The sequence below is a fragment of the Streptomyces sp. NPDC028635 genome (genome assembly GCF_040637635.1).
GTDB lineage: Bacteria > Actinomycetota > Actinomycetes > Streptomycetales > Streptomycetaceae > Streptomyces.
This window is the reverse complement of record NZ_JBEZWX010000003.1, coordinates 261,260-285,082: the sequence shown is the minus strand read 5'-3', so window position 1 is coordinate 285,082 and position 23,823 is coordinate 261,260. Positions and strand designations below refer to the sequence as shown.

The window sequence follows — 23,823 nt, the reverse complement described above, 5'->3', positions numbered from 1 at the left end:
GCCGCCCGGCCCGCCGCTCAACCTCGCGCCGCGGCCGCGTCCTGGGGGCTGAACGCGCGCCGGTAGGCGGCGGGGGAGACCCCGAACGCCGCCCGCATGTGCGCACGCAGGGAGTTCGCCGAGCCGAAACCGGCCCGGTGCGCGACGAGGTCGATCGTCAGATCCGTCGTCTCCAGCAACTGCTTGGCCAGCTCCAGGCGCTGGGCGGTGAGCCACTGCACCGGGGTCATGCCGACCTCGTCGCGAAAACGCCGGGTGAAGGAACGCAGGCTCATCCGGGCGTGCTCGGCGAGCCGGTCGAGGGAGAGCGGCTCGCCGAGGTGCTCCAGCGCCCAGGCGCGGGTCGCCGTGGTGCTGGCCAGGGTCGGCTCGGGTACCGGGCGGTCGATGTACTGGGCCTGTCCGCCGTCCCGCCACGGCGGTACGACGCACATACGGGCGGCCCGGTTGGCGGTGGCCGCGCCGTGGTCCCGGCGGATCAGGTGCAGACACAGGTCGACACCCGCCGCCACGCCCGCCGACGTCAGCACGTCGCCGTCGTCGACGAAGAGGACGTCCTCGTCCACCTTCACCCTGGGGTAGGCCCGGCGGAACTCCGGCGCCAGGTTCCAGTGGGTGGTCGCCGGGCGGCCGTCGAGCAGACCGGCCGCCGCGAGGACGTAGGAGCCGGTGCAGATGGACACGAGCCGGGTGCCGGGCCGGATGCCGGCGATGGCCGCGGTGACCTCGGGGGGCAGCGGGCCGCCGCGGCCCAGCTCGGGCATGGCGTGGGTGGGCGGGACGATCACGGTGTCCGCGGCGGCCAGGGCCTCGGGTCCGGCCGCGGGCTGCACGGTGAAACCGGCGTCGCTGGGCACCGGGGCGCCGTCGGCGGTGCAGACGGTGACGTCGTACAGCGGGCGTCCCTCGGCGTCCTGCACGCTGCCGAAGACACGGGAGGGGATGCCGAGCTCGAAGGGCGGCACCCCGGGGAGGGCGAGCACGGCGACGCGGTGCGGCCGTGGCACCGCCCGCGCCCCGTTCCGCTCGGCTTCGGTCGTCGTCCCCTGCGAAGTGCTCATGGCCAGATCCTGTCACATAGTGGCCGGACGGCCAATCCCGCGGCCGGCTCCCGTGCCCCATCGTTGTCTGCGGCGCGCCGGGGACCTCCCGGCGCGCGAGCTGATCGAGTACGGAAGAGAGACGGACAGCATGCGTGCAGTGGTCGTGGAGCAGTGGGGCGGTCCCGAGGTCCTGGTCGAGCGGGAGCTGGAGCGCCCGGAGCCCGGACTGAACGAGGTCCTGGTGCGGGTGCGTGCGGCCGGAGTGAACCCGGTGGACTGGAAGACCCGGGCCAGTGGGGGCCTCATCGAGTGGGGCGCCGTACCGGCCGTCGGCTGGGACGTGTCCGGGACCGTCGAGGCCGTCGGACCCGGTGTGGGGATCTTCCGCCCCGGTGACGAGGTCTTCGGCATGCCGCTGTTCCCCCGCCAGGCGGGCGCCTACGCCGAGTACGTGGTGGCGCCGGCCCGGCACCTCGCCCCGAAGCCCGCGGGCCTCACCCACGTGGAGGCGGCGGCGCTGCCGCTGGCCGCGCTGACCGCCTGGCAGGCCCTGGTGGACACGGCGGACGTGCGTCCCGGCGAGCGGGTGCTGGTGCACGCGGCGGCCGGCGGGGTCGGCCACTTCGCCGTGCAGATCGCCAAGGCCCGCGGCGCCCACGTCATCGGCACGGCCAGCGCCGCCAAGCACGACCTGGTGCGGCGGCTGGGCGCGGACGAGGTGGTCGACTACCGCGCGGTGCGCTTCGAGGACGTCGTGAGCGATGTCGACGTCGTCCTGGACGGCCTGGGCGGGGAGACCGCCGAGCGCTCCCTCGCGGTGCTCCGGGACGGCGGCCGGCTGATCACCCTGCCCGGTCCCGACGACGTCCCGGCCGCTCACGACGGGGTGCGGGCGGCCTGGGTGCTGGTCGAACCCGACCACCTGGGGCTGCGCGAGATCGCCGCCCTGGCCGAGCGGGGCGCGCTGAAGCCGGTGGTCGAGACGGTCCTGCCGCTCGAACAGGCCGCGAAGGCGCACGAGATCGGCGAGCAGGGCCGCACGACCGGCAAGATCGTCCTCACGGTCGCCTGACCCGGCCCCACCCGGCCCGCTCCCACGGCCCTGCGGGGCCTCAGGCCGTCCGCGGCGTCCTGAACCTGCGCCGGTACTCCGTCGGCGTGGTGTTCAGGCGGCGGCGGAACGCCCGGACCAGGGTGTCCGTCGTGCCGAACCCGGTGAGGGACGCGATGCGGTCCAACGTGGCGTCGGTGGACTCCAGTTCTCCGCGCGCCCTCTCGACGCGGACGGACTCGACGTAGGCGTGCGGCGTCATGCCCAGCTCGCTCTTGAAGAGCCTGGTCAGATGCCGCTCGCTGACATGTGCGTGGGCGGCGATGTCCGCGATGGTCAGCGGCCCGCCGATGTTGCGCATGATGTGGTGGCGGAGGTCCTCGATACGGCGCGTGGTGGAGACCTGCTCCAGCGGAACGCTGAACTGGCTCTGCCCGCCCGGCCGTTTGAGGTACATCACCAGCTGCCGGGCCACCCGCAGCGCCACCGCCTCGCCGAGGTCCTCGGCGATGAGGGCGAGCGACAGGTCGAGGCAGGCGCTGATCCCCGCCCCGGTCCAGACGTCGCCGTCCCGGACGAAGATGGGATCGGCGTCGACCTCGACCTCCGGGTGGTCGGCGGCGAGACGCTGTGCGGTGGACCAGTGCGTGGTGGCCCGCCTGCCGTCCAGCAGGCCCGCGGCGGCGAGGAGGTGCGCGCCGACGCACACCGACGTGATCCGCCGGCTGGAGGCGGCGAGCTGCCTCACCCGGCGCACGAGACCGGCGTCGACCAGCGGGTGCACCCGGCGCTCACGGTCCACCTCCACCGCCCCGGGCACGATGAGGGTGTCGATACGGCGCCCCCCGACCTGCTCGAACGTGGCGTCGGGGAGCACCCGGACGCCCGCACCCGTGACGACGGGCTCCGACGACTCGGCGGCCAGCACGACTTCGTAGCCCGCCGCCTCCGGTGTCTCGCGCCGGGCCAGCGCGAACACCTCCGGCGGCCCGGTGACGTCGAGCAGGTCGACACCCTCGAAGACGACGATGACGACGAGTCGTCCGATGCTCTGCGGCACGAATCCCCCCACGTGAACGGCGTGTCCGTATCTGCAGGTTAGCCGTCATTGCCGACATGTGTGCGGCTGCATAGCGTGAGGGACGCGGCCCGGCGCACCGCTCGGGCCGCGCATCCCACCCGACACCACCAGGGGGCACACCCATGTCCAGGACGACGCTGCGGCAGCTCAACGGCTTCGACGAGACGCCCGCGACCCTCGACGGCTCCACGCTCATCCTGATCGACTTCCAGAACACCTACACACGGGGCGTGATGGAGCTGGACGGCTGGGAGGCGTCCCTCGACGCCGCCGAGCAACTGCTCGGGCGCGCCCGTGCCGCGGGGACCAGGGTCGTGCACGTCGTCAACGACGGCGGCGAGGGCACACCGTACGACATCCGGGCCGAGATCGGCCGGATCCACCCCCGCCTCGCACCCGTGGACGGCGAGGCCGTCGTCGTCAAGCAGGTCCCGAACGCGTTCCACGGCACCGACCTGGGCACGCACGTCCCCGAAGGGCAGGACGTCATCCTCGCCGGCTGGATGACGCACATGTGCGTGGCGTTCACCGCCGAGGGTGCCTTCCTGCGCGGCAACCGCCCGACGGTCGTCGCCGACGCCACCGCGACCCGCTCCCTGCCCCTCGCCGGCACCGACCTGGACGCCGAGCAGGTCCACCGGGCGGCCCTCGCCACCATCGCCGACCTCTACGGGGTCGTCGTCGCCTCGCAGAAGGAGATCGTCTGAGGGGACGCGCGCGACCTGCCGCCCTGACGGCCGTCGCGCACCTCGCCGCCACCGGGGCGCGGCCCCGCACGTCAGGCGCGCAGCCGGGAGTTGAGCCGGGCGGCCTGGCGGGTGAGGTGGTCGCGTTCGGCGAGGTTGGGTGCCGCGCGGGCGGCCTCGGCGTACAGCCGCGCCGCTGTCGCGAGGTCGCCGTCGCGCTCGTGGAGGTGGGCGGCGACCGCGGTGTGGCGGGGCAGCGCCGGGTCCAGTTCCGCGAGCGCCGCGAGGCCCGCGCGGGGCCCGTCGGCCTCACCGACGGCGACGGCGCGGTTGAGGCGCACCAGCGGGCTGTCCGTCAGCCGCACCAACTCGTCGTACCACTCGACGATCTGCACCCAGTCGGTCTCCTCGGCGGTGGGCGCGTCGGCGTGCAGCGCGGCGATGGCGGCCTGGGCCTGGAACTCGCCCAGCCGGTCGCGCGCGAGCGCCGCCTGCAGGATCGCCACCCCTTCGGCGATCGACGCGGTGTCCCAGCGCGAGCGGTCCTGCTCGGCGAGCGGGACCAGGCTGCCGTCGGGCGCGGTCCGCGCGGCGCGCCGGGCGTGGTGCAGCAGCATGAGGGCGAGCAGACCCGCCACCTCGGGATGGTCGACATGGGCGGCGAGCTGCCGGGTGAGCCGGATCGCCTCGGCGGCCAGGTCGACATCGCCGGAGTAGCCCTCGTTGAAGACCAGGTAGAGCACCCGCAGCACGGTGGCCACGTCGCCGGGCTGGTCGAACCGCACGCCGGACACGGTCCGCTTCGCGCGGCTGATCCGCTGCGCCATGGTCGCCTCGGGCACCAGGTACGCCTGGGCGATCTGACGGGTGGTCAGTCCGCCGACGGCGCGCAGCGTGAGCGCGACGGCGGACGCGGGAGTCAGCGACGGGTGGGCGCACAGGAAGTACAGCTGGAGCGTGTCGTCCACCGCCGGCGCCGGCCCGGGCGCCGGCTCGCCGTCGACGGCGTCCTCACGCCGGCGGCGGGCAGCGTCCGAGCGGGCCGCGTCCAGGAACTTGCGCCAGGCCACGGTGACCAGCCAGCCCTTCGCGTCCCGCGGAGGGTCGGCGGGCCACACGCGGACCGCCTCGACCAGGGCTTCCTGTACGGCGTCCTCGGCCGCCGCGAAATCGGCTCCGCGGCGGACGAGGACGGCGAGCACGCTCGGGGTGAGGCTGCGCAGCAGGGACTCGTTCATCCGTGCGGGCACTCCGGGACGGTGGGGGGCGCCGCCAGGAACGGGCGCACCTCCAGCCACTCGTGGATCGGCTTGCCCCCGGCACCGGGTGCGGCGGACAGTTCCCCGGCCAGCTCCACGGCGCGGTCGTAGCTGTCGACGTCGATCACCATCCAGCCGGCGATGAGGTCCTTCGTCTCGGCGAACGGGCCGTCGGTGACCGGCGGGCGCCCCTCACCGTCGTAGCGGACCCAGGCGCCCTCGGGCGCGAGCGCCTGGCCGTCGACGAACTCGCCCGTCTTCTCCAGCCGCGCCGCGAAGTCCTGCATGTACTGGATGTGGGCGGAGACCTCCTCGGGCGTCCACTGATCCATGGGCGCGCAGTTCAGCGGTTCAGGGGCTCCGCGGTAGTGCTTCAGCAGCAGGTACTTGGCCATGGTGCGTCTCCTTGGTGCGATTGCGACCCATTGTGGTCGCGTTCACCCCGGGGACGGAGCACGTCACGGGTTCTCGACATCCCCGCCGACATTTTTTCCCGGCGATTTTCCGCACGGGTCCACACCGGCGCGTTCCGCACCCGACCCACATCGGCAAATCCGATCGCCTTCCCCGGAAACATCTGTTGGACAGCTTTCCGGGCGGCCCACAGGATGGTGCACGCGGTAGCACAGTCAACGCGACACCGGGATGGGCTACCGCCTGAGTGGAGGCTGACATGCCGAGTGAAGAGACCGAAGTAGTCGTCGTCGGGGCCGGTCAGGCCGGCGTGGCGATGAGCGAGCACCTGGGAGCCCATGGCATACCGCACATGGTCCTGGAACGGCACCGGGTCGCCGAGCGGTGGCGCTCGGAGCGGTGGGACTCCCTCGTCGCGAACGGACCCGCGTGGCACGACCGCTTCCCGGGCCTGGAATTCCCCGACGTCCACCCCGACGGGTTCGCCTCGAAGGAGCAGGTCGCCGACTACCTGGCCGCGTACGCCGAGAAGATCGGCGCCCCCGTCCGGTGCGGCGTCGAGGTGACGTCGGTGCGCCGGCACACCGGCCGGCCCGGTTTCCGGGTCGAGACCTCACAGGGCACCGTCGACGCGCGGTTCGTCGTGGCCGCGACCGGACCCTTCCAGCGGCCGGTGATCCCGCCCATCGTCCCGGACGGCGCCGTCCCCGTGCAGCTGCACTCCAGCGGCTACCGCAACCCGGAGCAGTTGCCCGAGGGCGCGGTTCTCGTGGTCGGAGCCGGTTCCTCGGGCGTGCAGATCGCCGACGAACTGCGCCGCTCCGGCCGCCGGGTCCTGCTCTCCGTGGGGCCCCACGACCGCCCTCCCCGCCGGTACCGCGGACGGGACTTCTGCTGGTGGCTCGGCGTCCTCGGGATCTGGGACGCTCAGACGCCTCCCCAGGGGGCCGAGCACGTCACCATCGCGGTCAGCGGCGCCCGCGGCGGCCACACCGTGGACTTCCGCGCCCTGGCCGCCCGCGGTGTCGAACTCGTCGGCCTGACCGCCTCGTACGGCAACGGCGTCCTGCGCTTCGCGCCCGATCTCGCCACGAACATCGCGGACGGCGACGCCAAGTACCTCGCCTTCCTGGCGGAGGCCGACGCCTACGTCGAGCGCAACGGGCTCGACCTCCCCGAGGAACCCGAAGCCCGCCTCCTCGGGCCGGACCCCGACTGCGTGCGCACACCGCGCCTGGAACTCGACCTGGCCGGGGCCGGCGTCACCTCGATCGTCTGGGCGACGGGTTTCGCCACCGACTACGGCTGGCTCCAGGTCGACGCGTTCGACGACAAGGGCCGCCCCAGCCACCGGCGGGGAGTGTCCCGCGAGCCCGGCGTCTACTTCCTGGGCCTGCCCTGGCTGTCCCGCCGCGGGTCCAGCTTCCTGTGGGGCGTGTGGCACGACGCCCGCCACATCGCCGACCACATCACCATCCAGCGGGGCTACCTCGCGTACGGCACCACCGAACGGTCCGGCGCCGCGCCGGCGACCGCCGGGAACTGAGGAGAAGACGATGACGTCCACGAGCGAGGGCCGCCGGGTGAACCCCCCGATCGTCAGCGGCGGTCACACCCGCATCCGTCCGTTCAACACCCGCGACACCTATCCCGAGCAGAGCCTGGACAACGACCTCTGCCAGGCCGTCGTCGCCGGCGCCACCGTGTACGTCCGGGGTCAGATCGGCCAGGACCTCGACACCAGCGAGTCCGTGGGCATCGGCGACGCCGAGGCGCAGGCCGAGCGGGCCATGGCCAACATCAAGATGCTGCTCGAGGAAGCGGGCAGCCGGATGGAGCACCTGGTCAAGCTGACCATCTACCTGATCGACCCGCGCTACCGCGAGGCGGTGTACCGCACCGTGGGCCGCTGGACCAAGGGCGTGCACCCCATCTCCACCGGCCTGGTCGTCTCCGCCCTCGCCCGCCCGGAGTGGCTGTGCGAGATCGACGCCGTCGCCGTGATCCCCGAGGAGGACCGGGCATGACCCTCTCCCTGGTGGTACGCGACGGTGACCGGTTCGGCGTCGTGGCGAGCTCGTCGAGCCCGGCGGTCGCCGCCCGCGTCGCCCATCTGCGGCCCGGGGTGGGCGCCGCCGCGTCGCAGAACGTCACCGACCCCACCCTCGGCACGCGCCTGCTCGACGCACTGGCCCGCCACGGCGACGCCGAGCGCGCCCTGGCCGACGTCACCGGCGCGCCGGACACCGCGAAGACGATCGAGTACCGGCAGCTGACCGTGCTGGGCCGCACCGGCCCCGGATTCGCCCACAGCGGCGCGCGAACGCTCGGCACGCACGCCGCGGTCACCGCGGACGGGGCGGTGGCGGCGGGCAACATGCTCTCCGGCACGCACATCCCCGGCGTCCTCCTCGACGCGTACGCCTCCGCCACCGGTGAGCTGGAGGAGCGGCTGCTCACCGCGCTGCGGGCCGCCGTCGCCGCCGGCGGCGAGGAGGGGCCGGTGCACTCCGCCGGTCTGGCGGTCGTCGCGGACGTGGACTGGCGGGTGAGCGACCTGCGGGTGGACTGGGCCGACGATCCCGTGGAGCGGCTCGCCGCACTCGTCGAGGTCTGGCTGCCGCAGCGCGACGACTACGTGCGGCGCGGCCTCGACCCGGCCTCCGCGCCGTCGTACGGCGTCCCGGGCGACCTGTGATGAGCGCGCCGAGGGAGACGGCGGCCAAGGGTGCGCCGAAGCGGACGGCCGCGCGGGCGTCGGCGGAGACGGCCGTGGGTGCGCCGGTGAAGACAGGCGTGGGCGCGCCCGGGAAGGCGGCCGTGGGCGCGCTGAAGGAGGCCGCTCGGCAGGCGGTGGACCGTCACGCCGAGGGACTGATCGGCCTGTCCGAGCGGCTGCACGCCGACCCGGAGACCGCCTGGGAAGAGCACCGCGCCGCTGCCGCCGTACCGGAACTCCTCGGCCGCGCCGGCTTCGACGTCACCTCCTCCTACCTGGGCCTGGACACGGCGTTCCACGCCCGGTTCGGCAGCGGGCCCCTGCGGATCGCGCTGTGCGCGGAGTACGACGCGCTCCCCGGCCTCGGCCACGCGTGCGGGCACAACCTGATCGCGGCGTCCTCGGTCGGTGCCGCCCTCGGCCTGGCCGCCGTCGCCGACGACGCCGGCCTGACCGTCGAGGTGTACGGCACCCCCGCCGAGGAGGGCGGCGGCGGCAAGATCGAGATGCTGGACCAAGGAGCCTTCGCCGGAGTGGACCTCGCGATGATGGTGCATCCGGCCCCGGTCGACGTCGCCGAGGCCCGCCCGTTCGCCGTCAGCCACTCCAGGATCTCCTACACCGGCAGGTCCGCGCACGCCGCGGCCTATCCGGAGGCCGGAGTCAACGCGGCCGACGCCTTCACCGTGGCCCAGGTCGCGATCGGCCTGCTGCGCCAGCAGCTGCCGGCCTCGGCCCGCGTGCACGGCGTGGTCACGCACGCCGGGGACGCCCCGAACGCCATCCCGGAACGCGCCACGGGCCGTTGGTACGTGCGCGCGCAGACCCTCGCCGAACTGGCCGAGCTGGAGCCCCGGGTGATGCGGGCCTTCGAGGCCGGTGCCCTCGCGACCGGCTGCGCGCTGGAGATCGAGCCGGAGAGCAAGCCGTACGCGGAGTTCCGCACGGACGGCAGCGCCCTCGGGCACTACCGCGCCAACGCCCTTGCCCTGGGGCGGGAGTTCGCGCCGCCCGGCCAGGCCGCCCGGATGAACCGCGCTTCCACCGACATGGGCAACGTCTCGCAGGTGGTGCCGGCCATCCACCCCTACATCGGTATCGGTTCCCTGCCCGCGACCAACCACCAGCACGAGTTCGCCGCGCACTGCGTGGGCGGGCCGGCCGAGCGGGCCCTGCTCGACGGGGCGGTCGCGCTGGCCTGGACCGGCGTGGACCGCGCCATGGCGGGCGGCGGAGGAAGGACGTGACGCGGACGGCGGCCTGCCCGGCCGCTCGGAGCCGCCGCGCAGCCGCCGCCGTGACCCCCGTTTTCCCACGACCCGGAGGACACCGATGTCCCTGACGTCCGGCCCCCAGCGCCCCGCCCCGCCACAGCAGCGGCACCGCGTCGAGCACGACATGCTCGGCGAGGTGGACGTGCCGGCGCACGCCTACTACGGCGCGCACACCGTCCGGGCGGTGGCCAACTTCCCCCTCACCGGGGAGACGCTCGCCGCCCGGCCGTACCTGATCGGCGCCCTGGCGGCGGTGAAGCAGGCCGCGGCGCGCGCCAACGCCGAGGTCGGCGCCCTGGACGGCACACGGGCCTCGGCGATCGAGGAGGCCTGCGCCGAAATCCGGGGTGGCGCGCTGCGCGAGCAGTTCGTCGTCGACCTCATCCAGGGCGGCGCGGGCACCTCGACCAACATGAACGCCAACGAGGTCGTCGCCAACCGGGCCCTGGAGCTGCTGGGCCGGCCCCGCGGGGAGTACACGGCCCTGCACCCCCTCGACCACGTCAACCTCGGGCAGAGCACCAACGACGTCTATCCGACCGCCGTGAAACTCGCGCTGGACGCGCACATCGCGCAACTCCTGGCCGCGCTGGCCGGGTTGCGCGAGGCGTTCGCCGCCAAGGCCGCCGAGTTCGCGGACGTGCTGAAAATGGGCCGCACCCAGTTGCAGGACGCCGTCCCCATGACGCTGGGCCAGGAGTTCGGGGCGTTCGCCGCGACCCTCGCCGAGGACGAGCAGCGGCTGGCGGAGGCCCGGCTGCTGCTGCACGAGCTGAATCTCGGCGGCACGGCGATCGGCACCGGTCTCAACGCCCGCCCCGGGTACCGTGAGCGGGCGCTGGAGCACCTGCGCCGGCTGACCGGCACACCGACCCTGGTGTCCTCGCCCGACCTCATCGAGGCCACCCAGGACGTCGGCGTCTTCGTCCAGCTGTCCGGTGCGCTCAAGCGCATCGCCGTGAAGCTGTCCAAGATCTGCAACGACCTGCGCCTGCTGTCCTCGGGGCCGCAGGCCGGCCTCGGCGAGATCAGCCTGCCGCCGCGCCAGGCCGGTTCGTCCATCATGCCCGGCAAGGTCAACCCCGTGATCCCCGAGGCGGTCAACCAGATCGCGTTCGAGGTCATCGGCAACGACGTGACCGTCACCCTCGCCGCCGAGGGCGGCCAGCTCCAGCTGAACGCCTTCGAGCCGGTGATCTACCGGTCCCTGAGCGCCGGCCTCGACCACCTCACCGCGGGGATCGGCGTCCTCACCGAGGCCTGCGTCCGCGGCATCACCGCCGACCGGGACCGGCTCGCCCGGACCGTCGCCGCCTCCACCGGTGTGGTCACCGCGCTCAGCCCGGCACTCGGTTACGAGACCGCGTGCGCCCTCGCACTGGAGGCGCACCACACCGGCCGGCCCGCGCTGGACCTGGTCCGTGAGCGCGCACTGCTCACCGAGGCGGAACTGCGCGCCCTCACCAGCCCCGCCGCCCTGTCAGGCCGGCCCGCGGCGCACTGAGGACACCGCGCCGCAAGCCCCCGCTCGGCTCCGGCTTCCCCATCCCATCCCCAAGGAGGTGCGCATGCGCACCAGAGACATCGGCGTCCCGCCGGCCGAGGCCGCGGTGACCGCCGACGCGGTCGCCCTGCGCAGAAACGTCGCCGCCGGTGCCGTCGGCGTGTTCGTGCACTGGTTCGACTGGGCCGCCTACGCCTATCTCGCCGGCACCGTCGCCACGGTGTTCTTCCCGGCCGAGAACAGCACGACGGGGTTGCTCGCCGTCTTCGGCGTGTTCGCCGTGTCGTTCGGCATCCGGCCGGTCGGGGCCCTGGTGTTCGGGCCGCTCGGCGACCGGATCGGCCGCAAGCGCACCCTGTCGCTGGTCATCTTCCTGACGTCCGGCGCGACCCTGACGATCGGACTGCTGCCCGGCTACGCCTCGATCGGCACCGCCGCCCCGGTGCTCCTGGTCGTCCTGCGCCTGATCCAGGGATTCGCCGCGGGCGGCGAGTTCGGCAGCGCGGCGAGCTTCCTCGCCGAATCCGCGCCCCGGCGCCGGCGCGGATGCGGCGTCAGCTGGCTGGAGGTCGGCTCCCTGCTGGGCTTCCTCGCCGGCTCGTTCGCGTTCCTGCTGCTGTCCACCGGACTCGACGACGCGCAGCTGACGTCCTGGGGCTGGCGCATCCCCTTCCTCGTCGCCGCGCCGCTCGGCGTCATCGGCTACGTCATCCGCAACAAGATCGAGGACACGCCCGAGTACCGGATGCTCGAGGCGGGCGGCTCGGTCCCGCGCAGCCCCGCACGGGAACTGCTGCGCTCCCACAAGCGGCAACTGCTCCAGGCGGCGGGCCTGATGGCGGCGATGCATGTGCCCTTCTACGCCGTGCTGACGTACCTCGTCACCTACGAGACCGACCACCTGGGCCACTCCGCCGACGGCGCCGCCCTGCTGTCCACGGTGATCTCGCTGCTCGGACTGGTCCTGGTGCCGGTGTTCGGGCTGCTCTCCGACCGGGTGGGGCGCAAGCCGGTGTTCGTCGGCGCGACGGCGGCCCTCCTGGTGGTCTCCACCCCGGCCTTCTGGCTGATGCGCACCGGGCTCACCGGCACCTGGGTCGCGGGGCTGCTGCTCGGTGTGATCCTGGCGGCGATCCTCGGCACGTACGCGGTGTGGTCGGCGGAGATCTTCCCCACCCGCACCCGGCAGAGCGGTCTGTCCGTCGCGTACAACCTCACCGCCGCGCTGTTCGCCGGCACGGTGCCGTACCTGATGACGGTGCTCATCTCCGCGACCGGCAGCACCCTGGTGCCCGGCCCGTACCTGATGGTGTTCGCCGCCGGCGGGCTCGTCGCCGCGCTGTCCCTGCGGGAGACCGCCGGGTCGGCGCTGCTGCGCCCCGAGGACGGCGCCGAGGGCACGACCGCGGGCCAGGAGGTGCGCAGGCCGCCGGCCCCGCGGGACCTGCCCGGGGCGCCGACCGCCCCCGGGACCCGCTAGCCGGTGCGCGCCCGGGACCCGCTAGCCGGCGCGCGCCCGGGCGGCGCCGGCCGGCTCCCGGGGGCCGCCGACCGGGCGGGAGCCGCATAAGGTCGTCCCCGACAAGGTCACCAGGCGCGAGGTTCATGTATGTCGTCACCAGTGGGTTTCACGCTCGTTCAGCTGCGTTACTTCCTCGTCGCGGCCGAGCGGGGTTCGATGACGGAGGCGTCGGCGGAACTGCACATCGCGCAGTCCGCCGTGTCCGCGGCCATCTACAACCTCGAGCGGGACCTGCGGGTGCAGCTGTTCATCCGCCGGCGGGGCCGGGGCCTGACGCTCACCCCCGCCGGCGAGCGGCTCCAGCAGCAGGCCCGCGACCTGCTGGCCCGGGCCCGCGAGGTCGCACGGGAGGCCCGCGGCGACGGCGAGACGATCTCCGGCCCCGTGACCGTCGGCTGCTTCGTGACCCTGGCCCCCTCCTATCTGCCGCCCCTGTTCAGCGAGTGCACCCGGCGCCATCCCGGTATCGAGATCGACGTGCTGGAGGCCGAGACGGACCAGCTCGTCGAGGCCCTGGCAGCGGGGCGCGTCGACTTCGCCCTCACCTACGACCTCGGGCTGTCCGCCCAGCCCGGCCTGCGCGGCGAGACCATCGCCCGCGCCCCGGCCTACGTCATCGTCGCCGCCGATCACCCGCTGGCCGGCCAGGACAGCGTGGAGCTGACCGACCTGGCCGGGGAACCGCTCGTCCTGCTGGACCTCGCCCACAGCCGTGACTACTTCCGCTCGCTGGTGGCCGCCACCGGCACCGCGCCCGACGTCCGCTACCGCACCCGCAGCTACGAGACCGTGCGCTCCCTCGTGGCCCAGGGGCTCGGCTACTCGGTGCTCAACCAGCGGCCCGCCACCAGCCAGACCTACGGCGGCGGCGAGGTCGCCGAACTCCGGCTGCGGGACGGCGGCCCCCCGCTCGAGGTCAAACTCGCCTCGGTGGACGGCATGACCCAGACCGCCCGCGCCCGAGCGGTGATGGACCTCCTGCGGGAGATCGCCGCCGCCCGGCCCGCCGAGTCCTGAGCGCGCGGGATCGCCGCCCCCGGCCCGCCGAGGCCCGAGCGGCCGGAGATCGCCGCCTCATGACCAGCCGGCCCGCCCTGCTTTCGCAGAGCGGGCCGGTTTTTTGCTGTTCCCGTCAATTCCGATGAAGAGTTACTGCCCTTCCCATTGACGGGCAGTCCCTCCATTGTTTGAATCTCAACTCAAAGAATGGTTGCGGGTGCCCCGTCACCGGCCCCGCCCTCGCCGCGCCCGCCGCTTCGAGGCGCCCCCGAGACGCCACGCCCGACGACGCAATCGAAGGCCACCGCATGCAGACGTACGCCCACTGGCGGCAGCGCGCCGCCGACCTCGCCCCCCGCACCCGCCTGTTCATCGACGGAGCGTGGGCCGACCCCGCCGACGACCACTGGTTCCCGACCGTCAACCCGGCGACCGGCAAGGCCACCGCCCACGTGGCGGCCGGCTCCGCCGCCGACGTCGACCGGGCCGTGGCCGCCGCCCGCGCGTCCTTCGAGGACGGCCGCTGGTCACGCACCGCACCGGCGGAGCGCCGGCGGGTCCTGCTCGCCCTCGCCCGCCTCATCGAGGAACACGGCGAGGAACTCGCCCTCTGCGACACCCTCGACATGGGCAAGCCCATCGCCGAGTCGCACGGCACCGACGTGCCGGGCGCGGCCGGCGTCTTCGCCTGGTACGCGGAGGCCGTCGACAAGCTGTACGACGAGATCGCCCCGGCCCCGCCCGGCAACCTGGCCCTCGTGCGCCGCGCCCCGCTGGGTGTCGTCGGCGCCGTGGTGCCGTGGAACTTCCCGCTGGACATCGCGAGTTGGAAGCTGGCGCCCGCCCTGGCGGCCGGCAACAGCGTCGTACTGAAGCCGGCCGAGCAGTCCCCGCTGTCGGCGCTGCTGCTGGCCGAGCTCGCCGCGCGGGCCGGTCTGCCGGACGGCGTGCTGAACGTCGTTCCCGGCCCGGGGGAGAGCACCGGGCGGGCGCTCGGCCTTCACCCGGACGTCGACACGCTGGTCTTCACCGGCTCCACCGCCGTGGCCAAGCGCTTCCTCGCCTACGCCGCCCAGTCCAACATGAAGCAGGTCTGGCCCGAAGCCGGCGGCAAGAGCCCCAACCTGGTCTTCGCCGACGCCGACCTCGAAGCCGCCGCGGAACGCGCCGCCTGGGGCTTCGCCTACAACGCGGGGCAGGTGTGCTCCGCGAACACCCGTCTGCTCGTCGAGGCCACGGTGGCCGAGGAGTTCACCGCCCGGGTCGCCGCACACGCCCGCACCTGGCGGCCGGGCGACCCGCTCGACCCGGCCACCCGCCTCGGACCGCTCGTCGACGAGGCCCAGGTGGACCGCGTCCTCGCCGCCCTCGCGTCATCGGACGGCACCCTCGTGTGCGGCGGCACCCGCCCCGACCGCGACGGCTCCTACCTCGACCCCACCGTCGTCACCGGCCTCGGCCCCGACGCACCGCTGTGGCGCGAGGAGCTGTTCGGCCCGGTGCTGACCGTGCTGCCCTTCCGCGACGAGACCGAGGCCGTCCGCCTCGCCAACGACTCCGCCTACGGACTGGCCGCGTCCGTGTGGACGCGGGACCTCGCCCGGGCCCACCGCGTCGCCGACGCCCTCCACGCGGGCACCGTGTCCGTGAACACCGTCGACGCGCTCAGCCCGGCCACCCCCTTCGGCGGCTTCAAGCAGTCCGGCCACGGCCGCGACCTCTCCCTGCACTCCTTCGACAAGTACACGGGCCGCAAGACGACCTGGATCGCGTACGGCTGACCGCGCGGACCCGACGGCCGCACACCGGCCACCCACCCATCACCACCGAAGCAAAGGACGCACCCACCCATGACGCCCGACGCCGCAGACCTCATCCGCCTGGACCGCGCGCACATCATCCACCCCTACCTGCCGGGCAGCGCCACCGAACGCGTCGTCATGACCTCCGGCTCCGGCTGCCGCCTCACCGACACCGAGGGCCGCAGCTACCTCGACGCCACCGGCGGCCTCTGGCTCGCCCAGGTCGGCCACGGCCGCACGGAACTGGCCGACGTGGCCCACCAGCAGATGACGAAGCTTGAATACTTCACCAGCTTCTGGGAGTTCTCCAACGAGCGGGCGATCGAACTCGCCGCGCGCCTCGCCTCCCTCGCCCCCGACCCGCTGAACCACGTCTACTTCACCTCCGGCGGCTCCGAGGGCAACGAGGCGGCCATCAAGATGGCCCGCTACTACCACCACCGGCGCGGCGAGAGCAGCCGCACCTGGATCCTCGCCCGCAGCAAGGCCTACCACGGCATCGGCTACGGCGGCGGCTCGGCCACCGGCTTCCCCGTCTACCACGAGGGCTTCGCCCCGATGATGCCGCACGTCTCCCACCTCACGCCCCCGTGGCCCTACCGCTCGGAGCTGTACGACGGCCAGGACCCGGCCGACTTCCTCATCCGGGAGCTGGAGGAGCGCATCGCGGAGATCGGCCCGCAGAACATCGCCGCGATGATCGGCGAGCCCATCATGGGCGTCGGCGGCATGCTCGTCCCGCCGGCCGACTACTGGCCCCGGGTGCGCGAGGTCCTCGACCGGCACGGCATCCTGCTGATCTTCGACGAGGTCGTCACCGCCTACGGCCGCGTCGGCGAGTGGTTCGCCGCCCAGTACTTCGGGGTCACCCCGGACATCATCGTCACCGCGAAGGGCATCACCTCCGGCTATGTGCCGCTCGGCGCGCTGCTCGTCGGCGACCACGTCGCCGAGGTCCTCCTGCGCGACCACGGCTTCCCCATGGGCTACACCTACAACGGCCACCCCGTCGCCACGGCGGTGGCCACCGCCAACCTGGACATCATCGAGCAGGAGGGCCTCCTCGCCCGCGCGACCGGCCTCGGCGCCGCCCTCCACGGCGAACTCCAGTCACAGCTCGGCGACTTGCCGATCGTCGGCGAGATCCGCTCGGTCGGCATGATGCTCGCCGTCGAACTGGTCGCCGACCGCGCCACCCGCGCACCCCTGCCCCTGGACCCCGACCGCATGCCGCACGACGTCATCCGCCGCGAGACCGGCGTCATCGTCCGCGACTCCGCGCACAGCCTGGTGCTGTCCCCGCCGCTGATCATGACCGAGGCCGAGGCGAAGGAAGCGGCGTCCGCGCTGCGCAGCGTCCTGGAGCGCACCGAGCCGACCGGCGAGATCCGCCCCGTCTGACACCCGCACTCCCGAGGGCCCGGCCGCGCCGGCCGGGCCCTCGCAACCGCCACCACCCGACACGGACCCCACACCGTAGCGGCGCTGCGCACGCGCCCCCGCAGTCTCTTCCCTCCCCTCCTAGGAACTGCCCGTGTCCTCCAAGCTCTCCACGCCCCGCCCCCGCGCGTCCCAGGCCGCGGACGGCCATCTGCAACGCAGCCTCAAACGCTTCGACATCACCGCCATGGCCATCGCCGCGGTCATCTCCTTCGACACCGTCGGGCAGATCGCCACCGGGGGCGGCGAGGCCGCCACCTGGACCGCGGCCATCGCCCTGCTCTTCCTCGTCCCCTACGCCCTGCTGTTCGCCGAGACCGGCGCGGCGTTCCCCCAGGAGGGCGGCCCCTACGTCTGGGTCAAACTCGCCCTCGGCCGGCCGGCGGCCGCGCTCACCACGCTGATGTACTGGGTGACCAACCCCATCTGGCTGGGCGGCTCCCTGGTCTTCCTCGCCGCGCAGACCTGGGACGGCTTCGTCTTCCACCTGGGCTCGGGCACCGTGGCCGACTACACCTTCAAGCTGCTGTTCGTCTGGGCCGCCATCCTCACCGCGGTCGTCTCCCTGCGCCGCGGCAAGTGGATCACCACGGCGGGCGCGGCGACGAAGGTCCTCGCCCTCGCCGGGTTCACCCTCACCGCGCTCTTCTACGGCGTGCGGCACGGCTTCCACGGCCTGACCGGCACCGGCTTCGCGCCGACCACCGCCGGTTTCCTCGCCCTGGTGCCGATCCTGCTGTTCGCCTACGTGGGCTTCGAGGCGCCGAACGCCGCCGGTGAGGAGATGCACGACCCGCAGCGCGACGTGCCCGCCGCACTCGGCCGTTCCGCCGCCGTCGCCGCCTGCTGCTACCTGCTGCCCGTCCTCGCCCTCCTGGCCGTCGTGCCCGCCCACCAGGTCACCGGCATCGGCGGCTTCATGGAAGGCGCCCGCCTCGTCTTCACCGTCTACGGCGGCGCCGCAGGCCCGCTGCTGAAGGTCACCGCCGTGATGTTCGTCTTCGCCCTGCTGACCCAGGGCAGCGCCTGGATGATCGTCAGCGACCGCATGCAGGCCATGGCGGCGGCCGACGGCGGATTCTTCACCCGCGCCCTGGGCGCCTTCCACCCCCGCCTCGGCACACCGGTGCGCACCAACCTGCTCTCCGGAGCCGTGGCCACGCTGTTCATGCTCGCCGCGATGCGCTTCGCCGGCGGTGACGCGGCCGACGTGTTCGCCGTGGTCCTCACGGTCGCCGTGACCACCTTGCTGCTGTCCTACCTGGTCGTCGTCCCCGCGCTGGTCCTGCTCCGCGTCCGCCGGCCGGAAGTCCCGCGGCCGTACCGGGTCCCCTTCGGCGACCGCGGCTTCCTGCTCTGCGCGGCGCTCGTCTACGCGTGGATCCTGATCGGTTCGTGGTCGGCTCTCTTCCCCGGCGTCCTGGAACAGCTCTTCGGCATCGACTACGTCTTCCGCGACGTCTGGGGCGTCTCCCGCACCGCTTTCGAGGCCTTCACCCTCGGCACCGTCGCCCTCCTGCTCGTCGTCGGTGTCATCGGTGTGGCGGTGGCGCGCCGCGCGGACGCCTCACCTGCGACGACGCGCCCGTCCTGACCGGGCCGCCAGGACGGACCGCCGCACCGCCCGAACAAGCGAACCCCCGACCACCCCGAAGTGGAATGGCTACCCGCGCCCTGCGCGGGTAGCCGCACATCGACCCCGTGACATCGGCACAGGCAGGGAAAACGTGGACGGACGTTCGCTTCGAGCGGTGGGCTGGGCACGCTCATTGCCGCTCAGCAGTCAGGTGAAGACGGCACGCGACTGGGCGCGGGCCCATCTCGACGAACTCGGCTGGACCAGCAGCGCACCCGATACGGCGGACGACGTCCTGCTGGTCGTGTCGGAACTGGTGACCAACGCGCACGTGCACGGGCACAGCTCCGCCCAGCTGGTGATGTCCTGGGACGGCCAGTGCCTGCACGTCGCCGTGCACGACTCCTCACCCGTCCTGCCGGCCCCCCGCCGGCCCGACGCGCTGCAGCCGGGGGGCCGCGGCATCCTGCTCATGGACGCGCTGGCCGACCACTGGGCGGCCAAGTCCTGCCCGCACGGCAAGAGCGTCATCGCCTGCTTCCGGCCGGCGTCCCGGCAGGACGGCTGACGGGGGGAACGGACCGCCTTCCGCCCCCCGCCGGGTTGGCCCGACAGGGTGGTGGAGCCGCCGCTCGCGCCCGTCGATCCTCTCGGCCGCGGTGATCCCTGCTAGCTTCGCGAGCTGTTCCGAGGGCCCCGGACGCCTCCAGCGCGGCGGGGCCACGACTGTGAGCCGAGGCGAGGGTGGCGGGTGTGAGGGAAGACGCGGAGAGGCCGGCTGTGGCTCCGTTCAAGCGCAGGAGTTTCCTGGCGTCCGCCGCTGTGGCGGCCGGCGCGTCGACCACCGCGGTCGCCGGCCCCGCGTCAGCCGCCGCACCGCCCGGCAGCGCGCCCGAACCGTCGAATCCCGGTTCCGTGGCCCGTCTGCTGTCCGTGCCCGAGGCGGGACGCGGCGTCGAATGGCTCAGGGCGGCTCTTCAGGTCGCCGTGGAGCTGGAACTCTGCGTCATCCCGCCGTATCTGTGCGCCTGGTGGTCCGTGAAGAACCGCGGCAGCGAGGCGGCGCGCCTGATCCGCCGCATCGTCGACGACGAGATGTACCACCTGGGCGTGGTGTGCAACCTGCTCGTGGCGGTGGGCGGCCGGCCCCGGATCAAGGCGGCGGCGGCCGCCTACCCCGGCCCGCTGCCCGGCGGCGTACGCACCGGGGTGACCCTGTACCTGTCGGGCCTCACCAAGCCCTTCCTCCACGACGTGATGATGGCCGTCGAAGCCCCGGAGGAAGCACTCGCCCGGACGGGGAGCAGCTCACCCACCGTCGGCACCTTCTACGGCCACCTGCTGAACGGCTTCTGGGCCGTGGCGCCGGAGCTGTCGACGCGGGGGCAGCTGTCCGCGCACATCGGCGCCGACGAACTCAGGCCGGTCGAGACCCTCCTCGACGTCGAGCGCTCCCTCGACATCATCAGGGAGCAGGGCGAGGGCACGAGCCGGTCGCCCGCCGACTCCTTCGAGGACGACCACCCGGCGCACTACTACGCCTTCAGCGAGATCTACCACGGCCGGCAACTGAGGGAGACGGACAACGGCTGGAAGTTCACCGGCCCACCCGTGCCCTTCCCCGACGCGCGCCCGATGGCCCGCGTCCCGGCGGGCGGCTGGTCCCGGCCGGCGGCGCCGGTGCAGCAGCTCCTGCACCGCTTCGACACCGTCTACACCACGCTGCTGGACACCCTCGACGAGACCTGGGCGGGCGGCGGCCCCCGCACCCTGGGCGCGGCCGTCCACGCGATGCGGGGGCTGGAGGAGCCCGCCGTGCGGCTGATGGAGACCGAGATCCCCGGCACACGGGGCACGTACGGCCCCCAGTTCCGCGTCCTCGCCTAGCCGGCGTACCGCACCCTGCCGAGCGTCGCCCTCAGCGACCCCTGGGGCCGCAGGTTCGCGCCGAAGACGGCCGTGCGGGGTGCGGGGGCCAGGTGCGGCCGGTGGACGGGGAGCAGCAGGCGCAGCAGCGTGACCATCTCCTGGAGCGCGAAGTGCTGTCCGAGGCAGGCCCGGGCCCCGCTGCCGAACGGCAGGTAGGCGGCGGGGTGGCCGGGCCGCTCGCCCCCCGGCAGGAAGCGGGACGGGTCGAAGCGTTCGGGGTCCGGCCACAGGACCGGGCTGCGGTGGGTGAGATACGGGCAGACCAGCACGCTCGTTCCGGCGGGCACCGGATGCCCGTCGAGGACGTCGTCCCGCGCGGCCTGCCGCGGGACGAGCCAGACCGCCGGATACAGCCGGAGCGTCTCCTGGACCAGGGCGCAGATCAGGGCGTCGCGCCGGGCCGGGTCCGGTGTACCGGCGTAGGCGGTGAGGAACCGCTCGTGGACGTCCGGGTGCTGGTCGAGGAGGACGAAGAGCCAGCACAGCGTCTGCGCCGTGGTCTCGTGACCGGCGACGAGCAGCGTCACGAGCTCGTCGCGGATGAGCGCGTCCGTGTAGCGCGGGTCGGTCCCGGACGCGTCGAGGAGCAGGCCGAGCAACGTGAGGGAGGGGCCGGAGGTGTCCCGGGCGCGGTCGGCCCGGGCGGCCGCGATGGCGCGGTGGGCGGTGGTGTCGATCTGCCGCAGAGCGGCGTCGACGGCGGGCGACGGCTCGGGCGCGCCGCCGGCGGTGGTGGGCAGCGAGGCGACCACCGTGTCCACGGCGTCGAGTTCGCGCCGCGTCACGTCGTCCAGGGCGGTGCCGGTCAGCGAACGCCAGATGGTGTCGAGAGCGAAGAGCCGCATGTCCTGCCCGACGTCCACGGGCGTGGCGGCGGCGACGGCCGCCTCCCAGCCGTCGGCGACGCGTTCTGCGGCCGCGGTGATGTGCTGCGCCCAGCGCCTGGTCCCGGCGAGGGTGAACTGCGCCTGCAGCAGCCTGCGTTGTTGTTTCCAGGCCTCACCCGTGGCGGAGATCAGACCGTCGCCGAGCAGTAGCCGGGCGCGGTGCCCCCGCTTGACGTAGACGTCCGGGCGCCTGGCCAGGACCTGCTGCGTCTGCTCGGGTCCGGTGACCAGGACGCAGGGCCGGCCGCCGACCTGGACGGCGGCGACCGGGCCGGCCCCTGCGGCCTCCCGCAGCAGCTCGATCAGGTCGTGCGGAGCCCGCACGGGCGTGCTCCTGGTCTCGTCGAGGGTCATGGCGCTCCTGAGTGGGACGGCCCGGCGGTACCCGTACGACGGCACCGCGGCGACAGGCCAGAATATTACCCTGCGGATCTTGATCATCACGTGCAGTAGTATCCGCAGGCAGAACGGCCAACGGCAGTTGAGGACACCGGCGTGACGGCACTGGAAACCGTGGACTACGTGGACGCGGACGACCGCCCCGTGGCATGCGGTCCACGCGGAGGCGCCGCCGCCCGCGGACTGTGCTACCGGGTCGCCGCGACCGTGTGCCTGGACCGGGCGGGACGTCTCCTGGTCTACCGCAGATCCCCGCGAGCCCCGGTCTACCCCGCCCACCACGACATCCTGATCGGTGGCTGTCCCCGGCCCGGGGAGAGCTACCGGGCGGCGGCCGCCCGTGAACTGCGCGAGGAACTGGGCGTGCGGGCCGCACCACGCCAGGTGCTGCGCACCCGGTGCGCCTCCCCGGTCGGCGACTGCTGGCTCGCCGTGCATCTGGCGGAGATCCCGACCGCTCTGCGTGTCGACCCGCGGGAGATCGCCGAGCACTTCTTCGTTGCGCCGCGCCGGCTGCTCGCACGGACGCCGAGCCCCTTCGTCCCCGAAGGACACCGCGTCCTGACCCGCCTGTTCGCCTGACCCGGGCCACGGCGCAGACCCTGTCCCCCCTGTCCGGGTACCCCCACCCGCCCGACGCGAGAAAGACACCGTGACCGCATCTCCGACGCCCACGGGCACGACGCCCGCTCACCTCGACGCCGCCGTCACCCGCTGCCGTGACCGGCTGGCCCGGCGGATCGCCGCCGCCGTAGGACCGGACGGCCTGCTGCCCGCGCCGTGCGCCGGCCGGGTCCTGGAATCCGCACTCGCCCTCGCCCTGCTGAACGCGGAACACGCCGAACCGGAAGCGGCCCGCCGCCTCACCGCCTTCCTGCTCACCGCGCTGCGCAACGATCCGCCGGACCCGCTGCAGCGCGCCGTCGCCCACGCCGCGCTCGGCCGGGACTGCGACGCGGAAGGAGCGCTGCGCGACGGGCTCGGTGCCTTCGACCACTTCACCGCCGACCGCAAGCGGCTGATGTTCCAGACCCTGCTCGCCGCACTCGGAGCGGCCGAGTACCCCGCCGCCCCCTGGGAGGCGTACGACGCGACGGGCCAGCAGAGCTGGCTGCGGATGGAGATGACGGCGCTGAAGGTGCTCACCGCCCACGGCACCCACCGCACCGCCACGGTGAGCGACGCGGACTGGCACGCCCTCCTGCCGGCCCTTCAGCCCGGGCCCGCCTGGGAACGCAACAACTTCGCGCAACTGGTCGCCCTGCTCGCCCTGCGCCACTGCCCGCGTCACCGTGCCGCCCTCGGCGACACCCTCAAGCACATCGCCGGCCGGCTGCGCCCGGACGGCGGGGTGCCCTTCGTCGACGGCCTGGACCTCTTCGCCACCGCGGTCGCCGGACTCGCCCTGTGCCGCATCCGTCCGACCGCCGCCGAAGTGCCGGCCATGGCCGACGCGCTGGCCGTCCGCCGCAACGCGGACGGCGGATTCGGCTTCCACCCCGGCGTCCGGCAGAGCGACGTCGACGACACCTGCTACGCGCTGGAGTTCCTGCGCCGGGCGGCACCCGAGCGGCACCGGGCGGCCATCGGCGCGGCGGAGGCGTATCTGCTCGGCGTCCGCAACCCCGACGGCGGCTTCCCCACCTTCGCCCGCGGCACCAGCTCCGAGATCGCCATGACGGCGGCCGCGGCCACCGCGCTGGCCCCCAACCCGGCCCACCGGGAAGCGGTACACGCGGCCGTCCGCCACGTCGCACGGCGTCAGCAGGCCGACGGCACGTTCGAACGCAGCTGGAGCCGCAGCGCCACGAACGCGATCTTCCGCGCGGTGCTCGCCCTGCGCTGCACGGACCCGCACCACCCCGAGACGCCGGCCTTCACGGCGGCGGCCGAGCGGGCGCTGCGCCACCTGACCGCCACGCAGCACCAGGACGGCGGCTGGGGACACACCCGCGGCGACAGCAGTGACCCGGTCACCACGGCCTACGCCGTCATCGCCCTCAGCAGCCTGCCCGGCCATCGCCCCGCACGCGACCGGGCGCTCGCCCACCTCGTGGCCCGGCAGCAGCCCGACGGCGGCTACCGCAGCCGCCCCGACCAGGCGGGCCCCCGGCCCCTGCTGTTCGACGTACCGGTCCTGGCGGACGTCTTCGTGCTGCTCGCCCTGGCCCACGCCACCACGCCACCGGCCGCCGGCGTCGCGCGATGACGTCGTCCGAGAACCGGTCGTCCCTGCGG

Annotated in this window: 21 protein-coding genes; 16 read left to right on the top strand and 5 right to left on the bottom strand. The window is 73.7% G+C overall.

The window, feature by feature from the left end; genetic code table 11:
- Positions 1 to 17: 17 nt before the first annotated feature.
- The gene (locus tag AB0E88_RS05400) at positions 18 to 1,061 is read right to left on the bottom strand and encodes a helix-turn-helix domain-containing protein (RefSeq protein WP_361624131.1); all 1,044 of its coding nucleotides are present in this window, start codon (positions 1,059 to 1,061) and stop codon (positions 18 to 20) included.
- 130 nt (positions 1,062 to 1,191) lie between these two features.
- Here AB0E88_RS05400 and AB0E88_RS05395 point away from each other — a divergent pair, with 130 nt between their 5' ends.
- Positions 1,192 to 2,115: an NADP-dependent oxidoreductase gene (locus tag AB0E88_RS05395; RefSeq protein WP_361624128.1), complete on the top strand. Its 924-nt coding sequence runs from the start codon at positions 1,192 to 1,194 to the stop codon at positions 2,113 to 2,115.
- Between the two features lie 40 nt (positions 2,116 to 2,155).
- Here the strand turns inward: AB0E88_RS05395 and AB0E88_RS05390 are convergent, their stop codons facing one another.
- Positions 2,156 to 3,154, bottom strand: a complete 999-nt coding sequence (locus tag AB0E88_RS05390) for a helix-turn-helix domain-containing protein (RefSeq protein ID WP_361624125.1) — start codon at positions 3,152 to 3,154, stop codon at positions 2,156 to 2,158.
- Positions 3,155 to 3,297: 143 nt separating this feature from the next.
- Here AB0E88_RS05390 and AB0E88_RS05385 point away from each other — a divergent pair, with 143 nt between their 5' ends.
- Complete coding sequence (locus AB0E88_RS05385) at positions 3,298 to 3,882, top strand: cysteine hydrolase family protein (protein WP_361624122.1); 585 nt, start codon at positions 3,298 to 3,300, stop codon at positions 3,880 to 3,882.
- A 71-nt stretch (positions 3,883 to 3,953) separates the two neighbouring features.
- On the opposite strand, the gene AB0E88_RS05380 is transcribed toward AB0E88_RS05385, so the two are convergent.
- Positions 3,954 to 5,099 (bottom strand): DUF6596 domain-containing protein, encoded by a 1,146-nt coding sequence (locus AB0E88_RS05380; protein WP_361624119.1) that lies wholly within the window; start codon positions 5,097 to 5,099, stop codon positions 3,954 to 3,956.
- Complete coding sequence (locus tag AB0E88_RS05375; RefSeq protein ID WP_361624116.1) at positions 5,096 to 5,515, bottom strand: YciI family protein; 420 nt, start codon at positions 5,513 to 5,515, stop codon at positions 5,096 to 5,098. The genes AB0E88_RS05380 and AB0E88_RS05375 overlap by 4 nt, the downstream gene beginning before the upstream one ends.
- 278 nt (positions 5,516 to 5,793) lie before the next feature.
- Between AB0E88_RS05375 and AB0E88_RS05370 the strand changes: the two genes are divergently transcribed.
- From AB0E88_RS05370 to AB0E88_RS05315, 12 genes are all read left to right on the top strand, one after another.
- Positions 5,794 to 7,080 (top strand): NAD(P)/FAD-dependent oxidoreductase, encoded by a 1,287-nt coding sequence (locus tag AB0E88_RS05370; RefSeq protein WP_361624113.1) that lies wholly within the window; start codon positions 5,794 to 5,796, stop codon positions 7,078 to 7,080.
- Positions 7,081 to 7,090: 10 nt separating this feature from the next.
- Positions 7,091 to 7,561 carry a RidA family protein gene (locus tag AB0E88_RS05365; RefSeq protein WP_361624110.1) on the top strand — a complete coding sequence of 157 codons (471 nt, stop codon included), beginning with the start codon at positions 7,091 to 7,093 and terminating at the stop codon, positions 7,559 to 7,561.
- Complete coding sequence (locus tag AB0E88_RS05360; RefSeq protein WP_361624107.1) at positions 7,558 to 8,232, top strand: DUF1028 domain-containing protein; 675 nt, start codon at positions 7,558 to 7,560, stop codon at positions 8,230 to 8,232. The genes AB0E88_RS05365 and AB0E88_RS05360 overlap by 4 nt, the downstream gene beginning before the upstream one ends.
- Entirely contained in the window at positions 8,232 to 9,500 is a 1,269-nt protein-coding gene (locus AB0E88_RS05355; protein WP_361624104.1) for a M20 family metallopeptidase, read from the top strand. Before AB0E88_RS05360 ends, AB0E88_RS05355 begins: the two co-directional genes overlap by 1 nt.
- Before the next feature lie 85 nt (positions 9,501 to 9,585).
- On the top strand, positions 9,586 to 11,031 hold the full coding sequence (locus AB0E88_RS05350) for an aspartate ammonia-lyase (protein ID WP_361624101.1): 1,446 nt from the start codon (positions 9,586 to 9,588) through the stop codon (positions 11,029 to 11,031).
- Positions 11,032 to 11,095: 64 nt separating this feature from the next.
- Positions 11,096 to 12,511: an MFS transporter gene (locus tag AB0E88_RS05345; RefSeq protein ID WP_361624098.1), complete on the top strand. Its 1,416-nt coding sequence runs from the start codon at positions 11,096 to 11,098 to the stop codon at positions 12,509 to 12,511.
- Between the two features lie 129 nt (positions 12,512 to 12,640).
- The gene (locus AB0E88_RS05340; RefSeq protein ID WP_361624095.1) at positions 12,641 to 13,570 is read left to right on the top strand and encodes a LysR substrate-binding domain-containing protein; all 930 of its coding nucleotides are present in this window, start codon (positions 12,641 to 12,643) and stop codon (positions 13,568 to 13,570) included.
- A gap of 290 nt (positions 13,571 to 13,860) precedes the next feature.
- A complete protein-coding gene (locus tag AB0E88_RS05335) occupies positions 13,861 to 15,333 on the top strand; it encodes an aldehyde dehydrogenase family protein (RefSeq protein ID WP_361624092.1) in 1,473 nt (490 codons plus the stop codon).
- Between the two features lie 69 nt (positions 15,334 to 15,402).
- Positions 15,403 to 16,755, top strand: coding sequence for an aspartate aminotransferase family protein (locus AB0E88_RS05330; protein WP_361624089.1), 1,353 nt, complete (start codon positions 15,403 to 15,405; stop codon positions 16,753 to 16,755).
- 133 nt (positions 16,756 to 16,888) lie between these two features.
- Positions 16,889 to 18,388, top strand: coding sequence for an APC family permease (locus tag AB0E88_RS05325; RefSeq protein ID WP_361624086.1), 1,500 nt, complete (start codon positions 16,889 to 16,891; stop codon positions 18,386 to 18,388).
- A gap of 133 nt (positions 18,389 to 18,521) precedes the next feature.
- Positions 18,522 to 18,938 (top strand): ATP-binding protein, encoded by a 417-nt coding sequence (locus AB0E88_RS05320; RefSeq protein WP_361624083.1) that lies wholly within the window; start codon positions 18,522 to 18,524, stop codon positions 18,936 to 18,938.
- 212 nt (positions 18,939 to 19,150) lie between these two features.
- Complete coding sequence (locus AB0E88_RS05315; RefSeq protein ID WP_361624080.1) at positions 19,151 to 20,257, top strand: ferritin-like protein; 1,107 nt, start codon at positions 19,151 to 19,153, stop codon at positions 20,255 to 20,257.
- Here the strand turns inward: AB0E88_RS05315 and AB0E88_RS05310 are convergent.
- Positions 20,254 to 21,540, bottom strand: a complete 1,287-nt coding sequence (locus AB0E88_RS05310) for a cytochrome P450 (RefSeq protein WP_361624077.1) — start codon at positions 21,538 to 21,540, stop codon at positions 20,254 to 20,256. The two genes, AB0E88_RS05315 and AB0E88_RS05310, sit on opposite strands and share 4 nt — an antisense overlap.
- 141 nt (positions 21,541 to 21,681) lie before the next feature.
- Between AB0E88_RS05310 and AB0E88_RS05305 the strand changes: the two genes are divergently transcribed.
- Together AB0E88_RS05305 and AB0E88_RS05300 are read left to right on the top strand one after the other, a co-directional pair.
- Positions 21,682 to 22,167 carry an NUDIX domain-containing protein gene (locus AB0E88_RS05305; protein WP_361624074.1) on the top strand — a complete coding sequence of 162 codons (486 nt, stop codon included), beginning with the start codon at positions 21,682 to 21,684 and terminating at the stop codon, positions 22,165 to 22,167.
- Between the two features lie 70 nt (positions 22,168 to 22,237).
- Entirely contained in the window at positions 22,238 to 23,794 is a 1,557-nt protein-coding gene (locus tag AB0E88_RS05300; RefSeq protein ID WP_361624071.1) for a prenyltransferase/squalene oxidase repeat-containing protein, read from the top strand.
- Positions 23,795 to 23,823 lie beyond the last annotated feature (29 nt).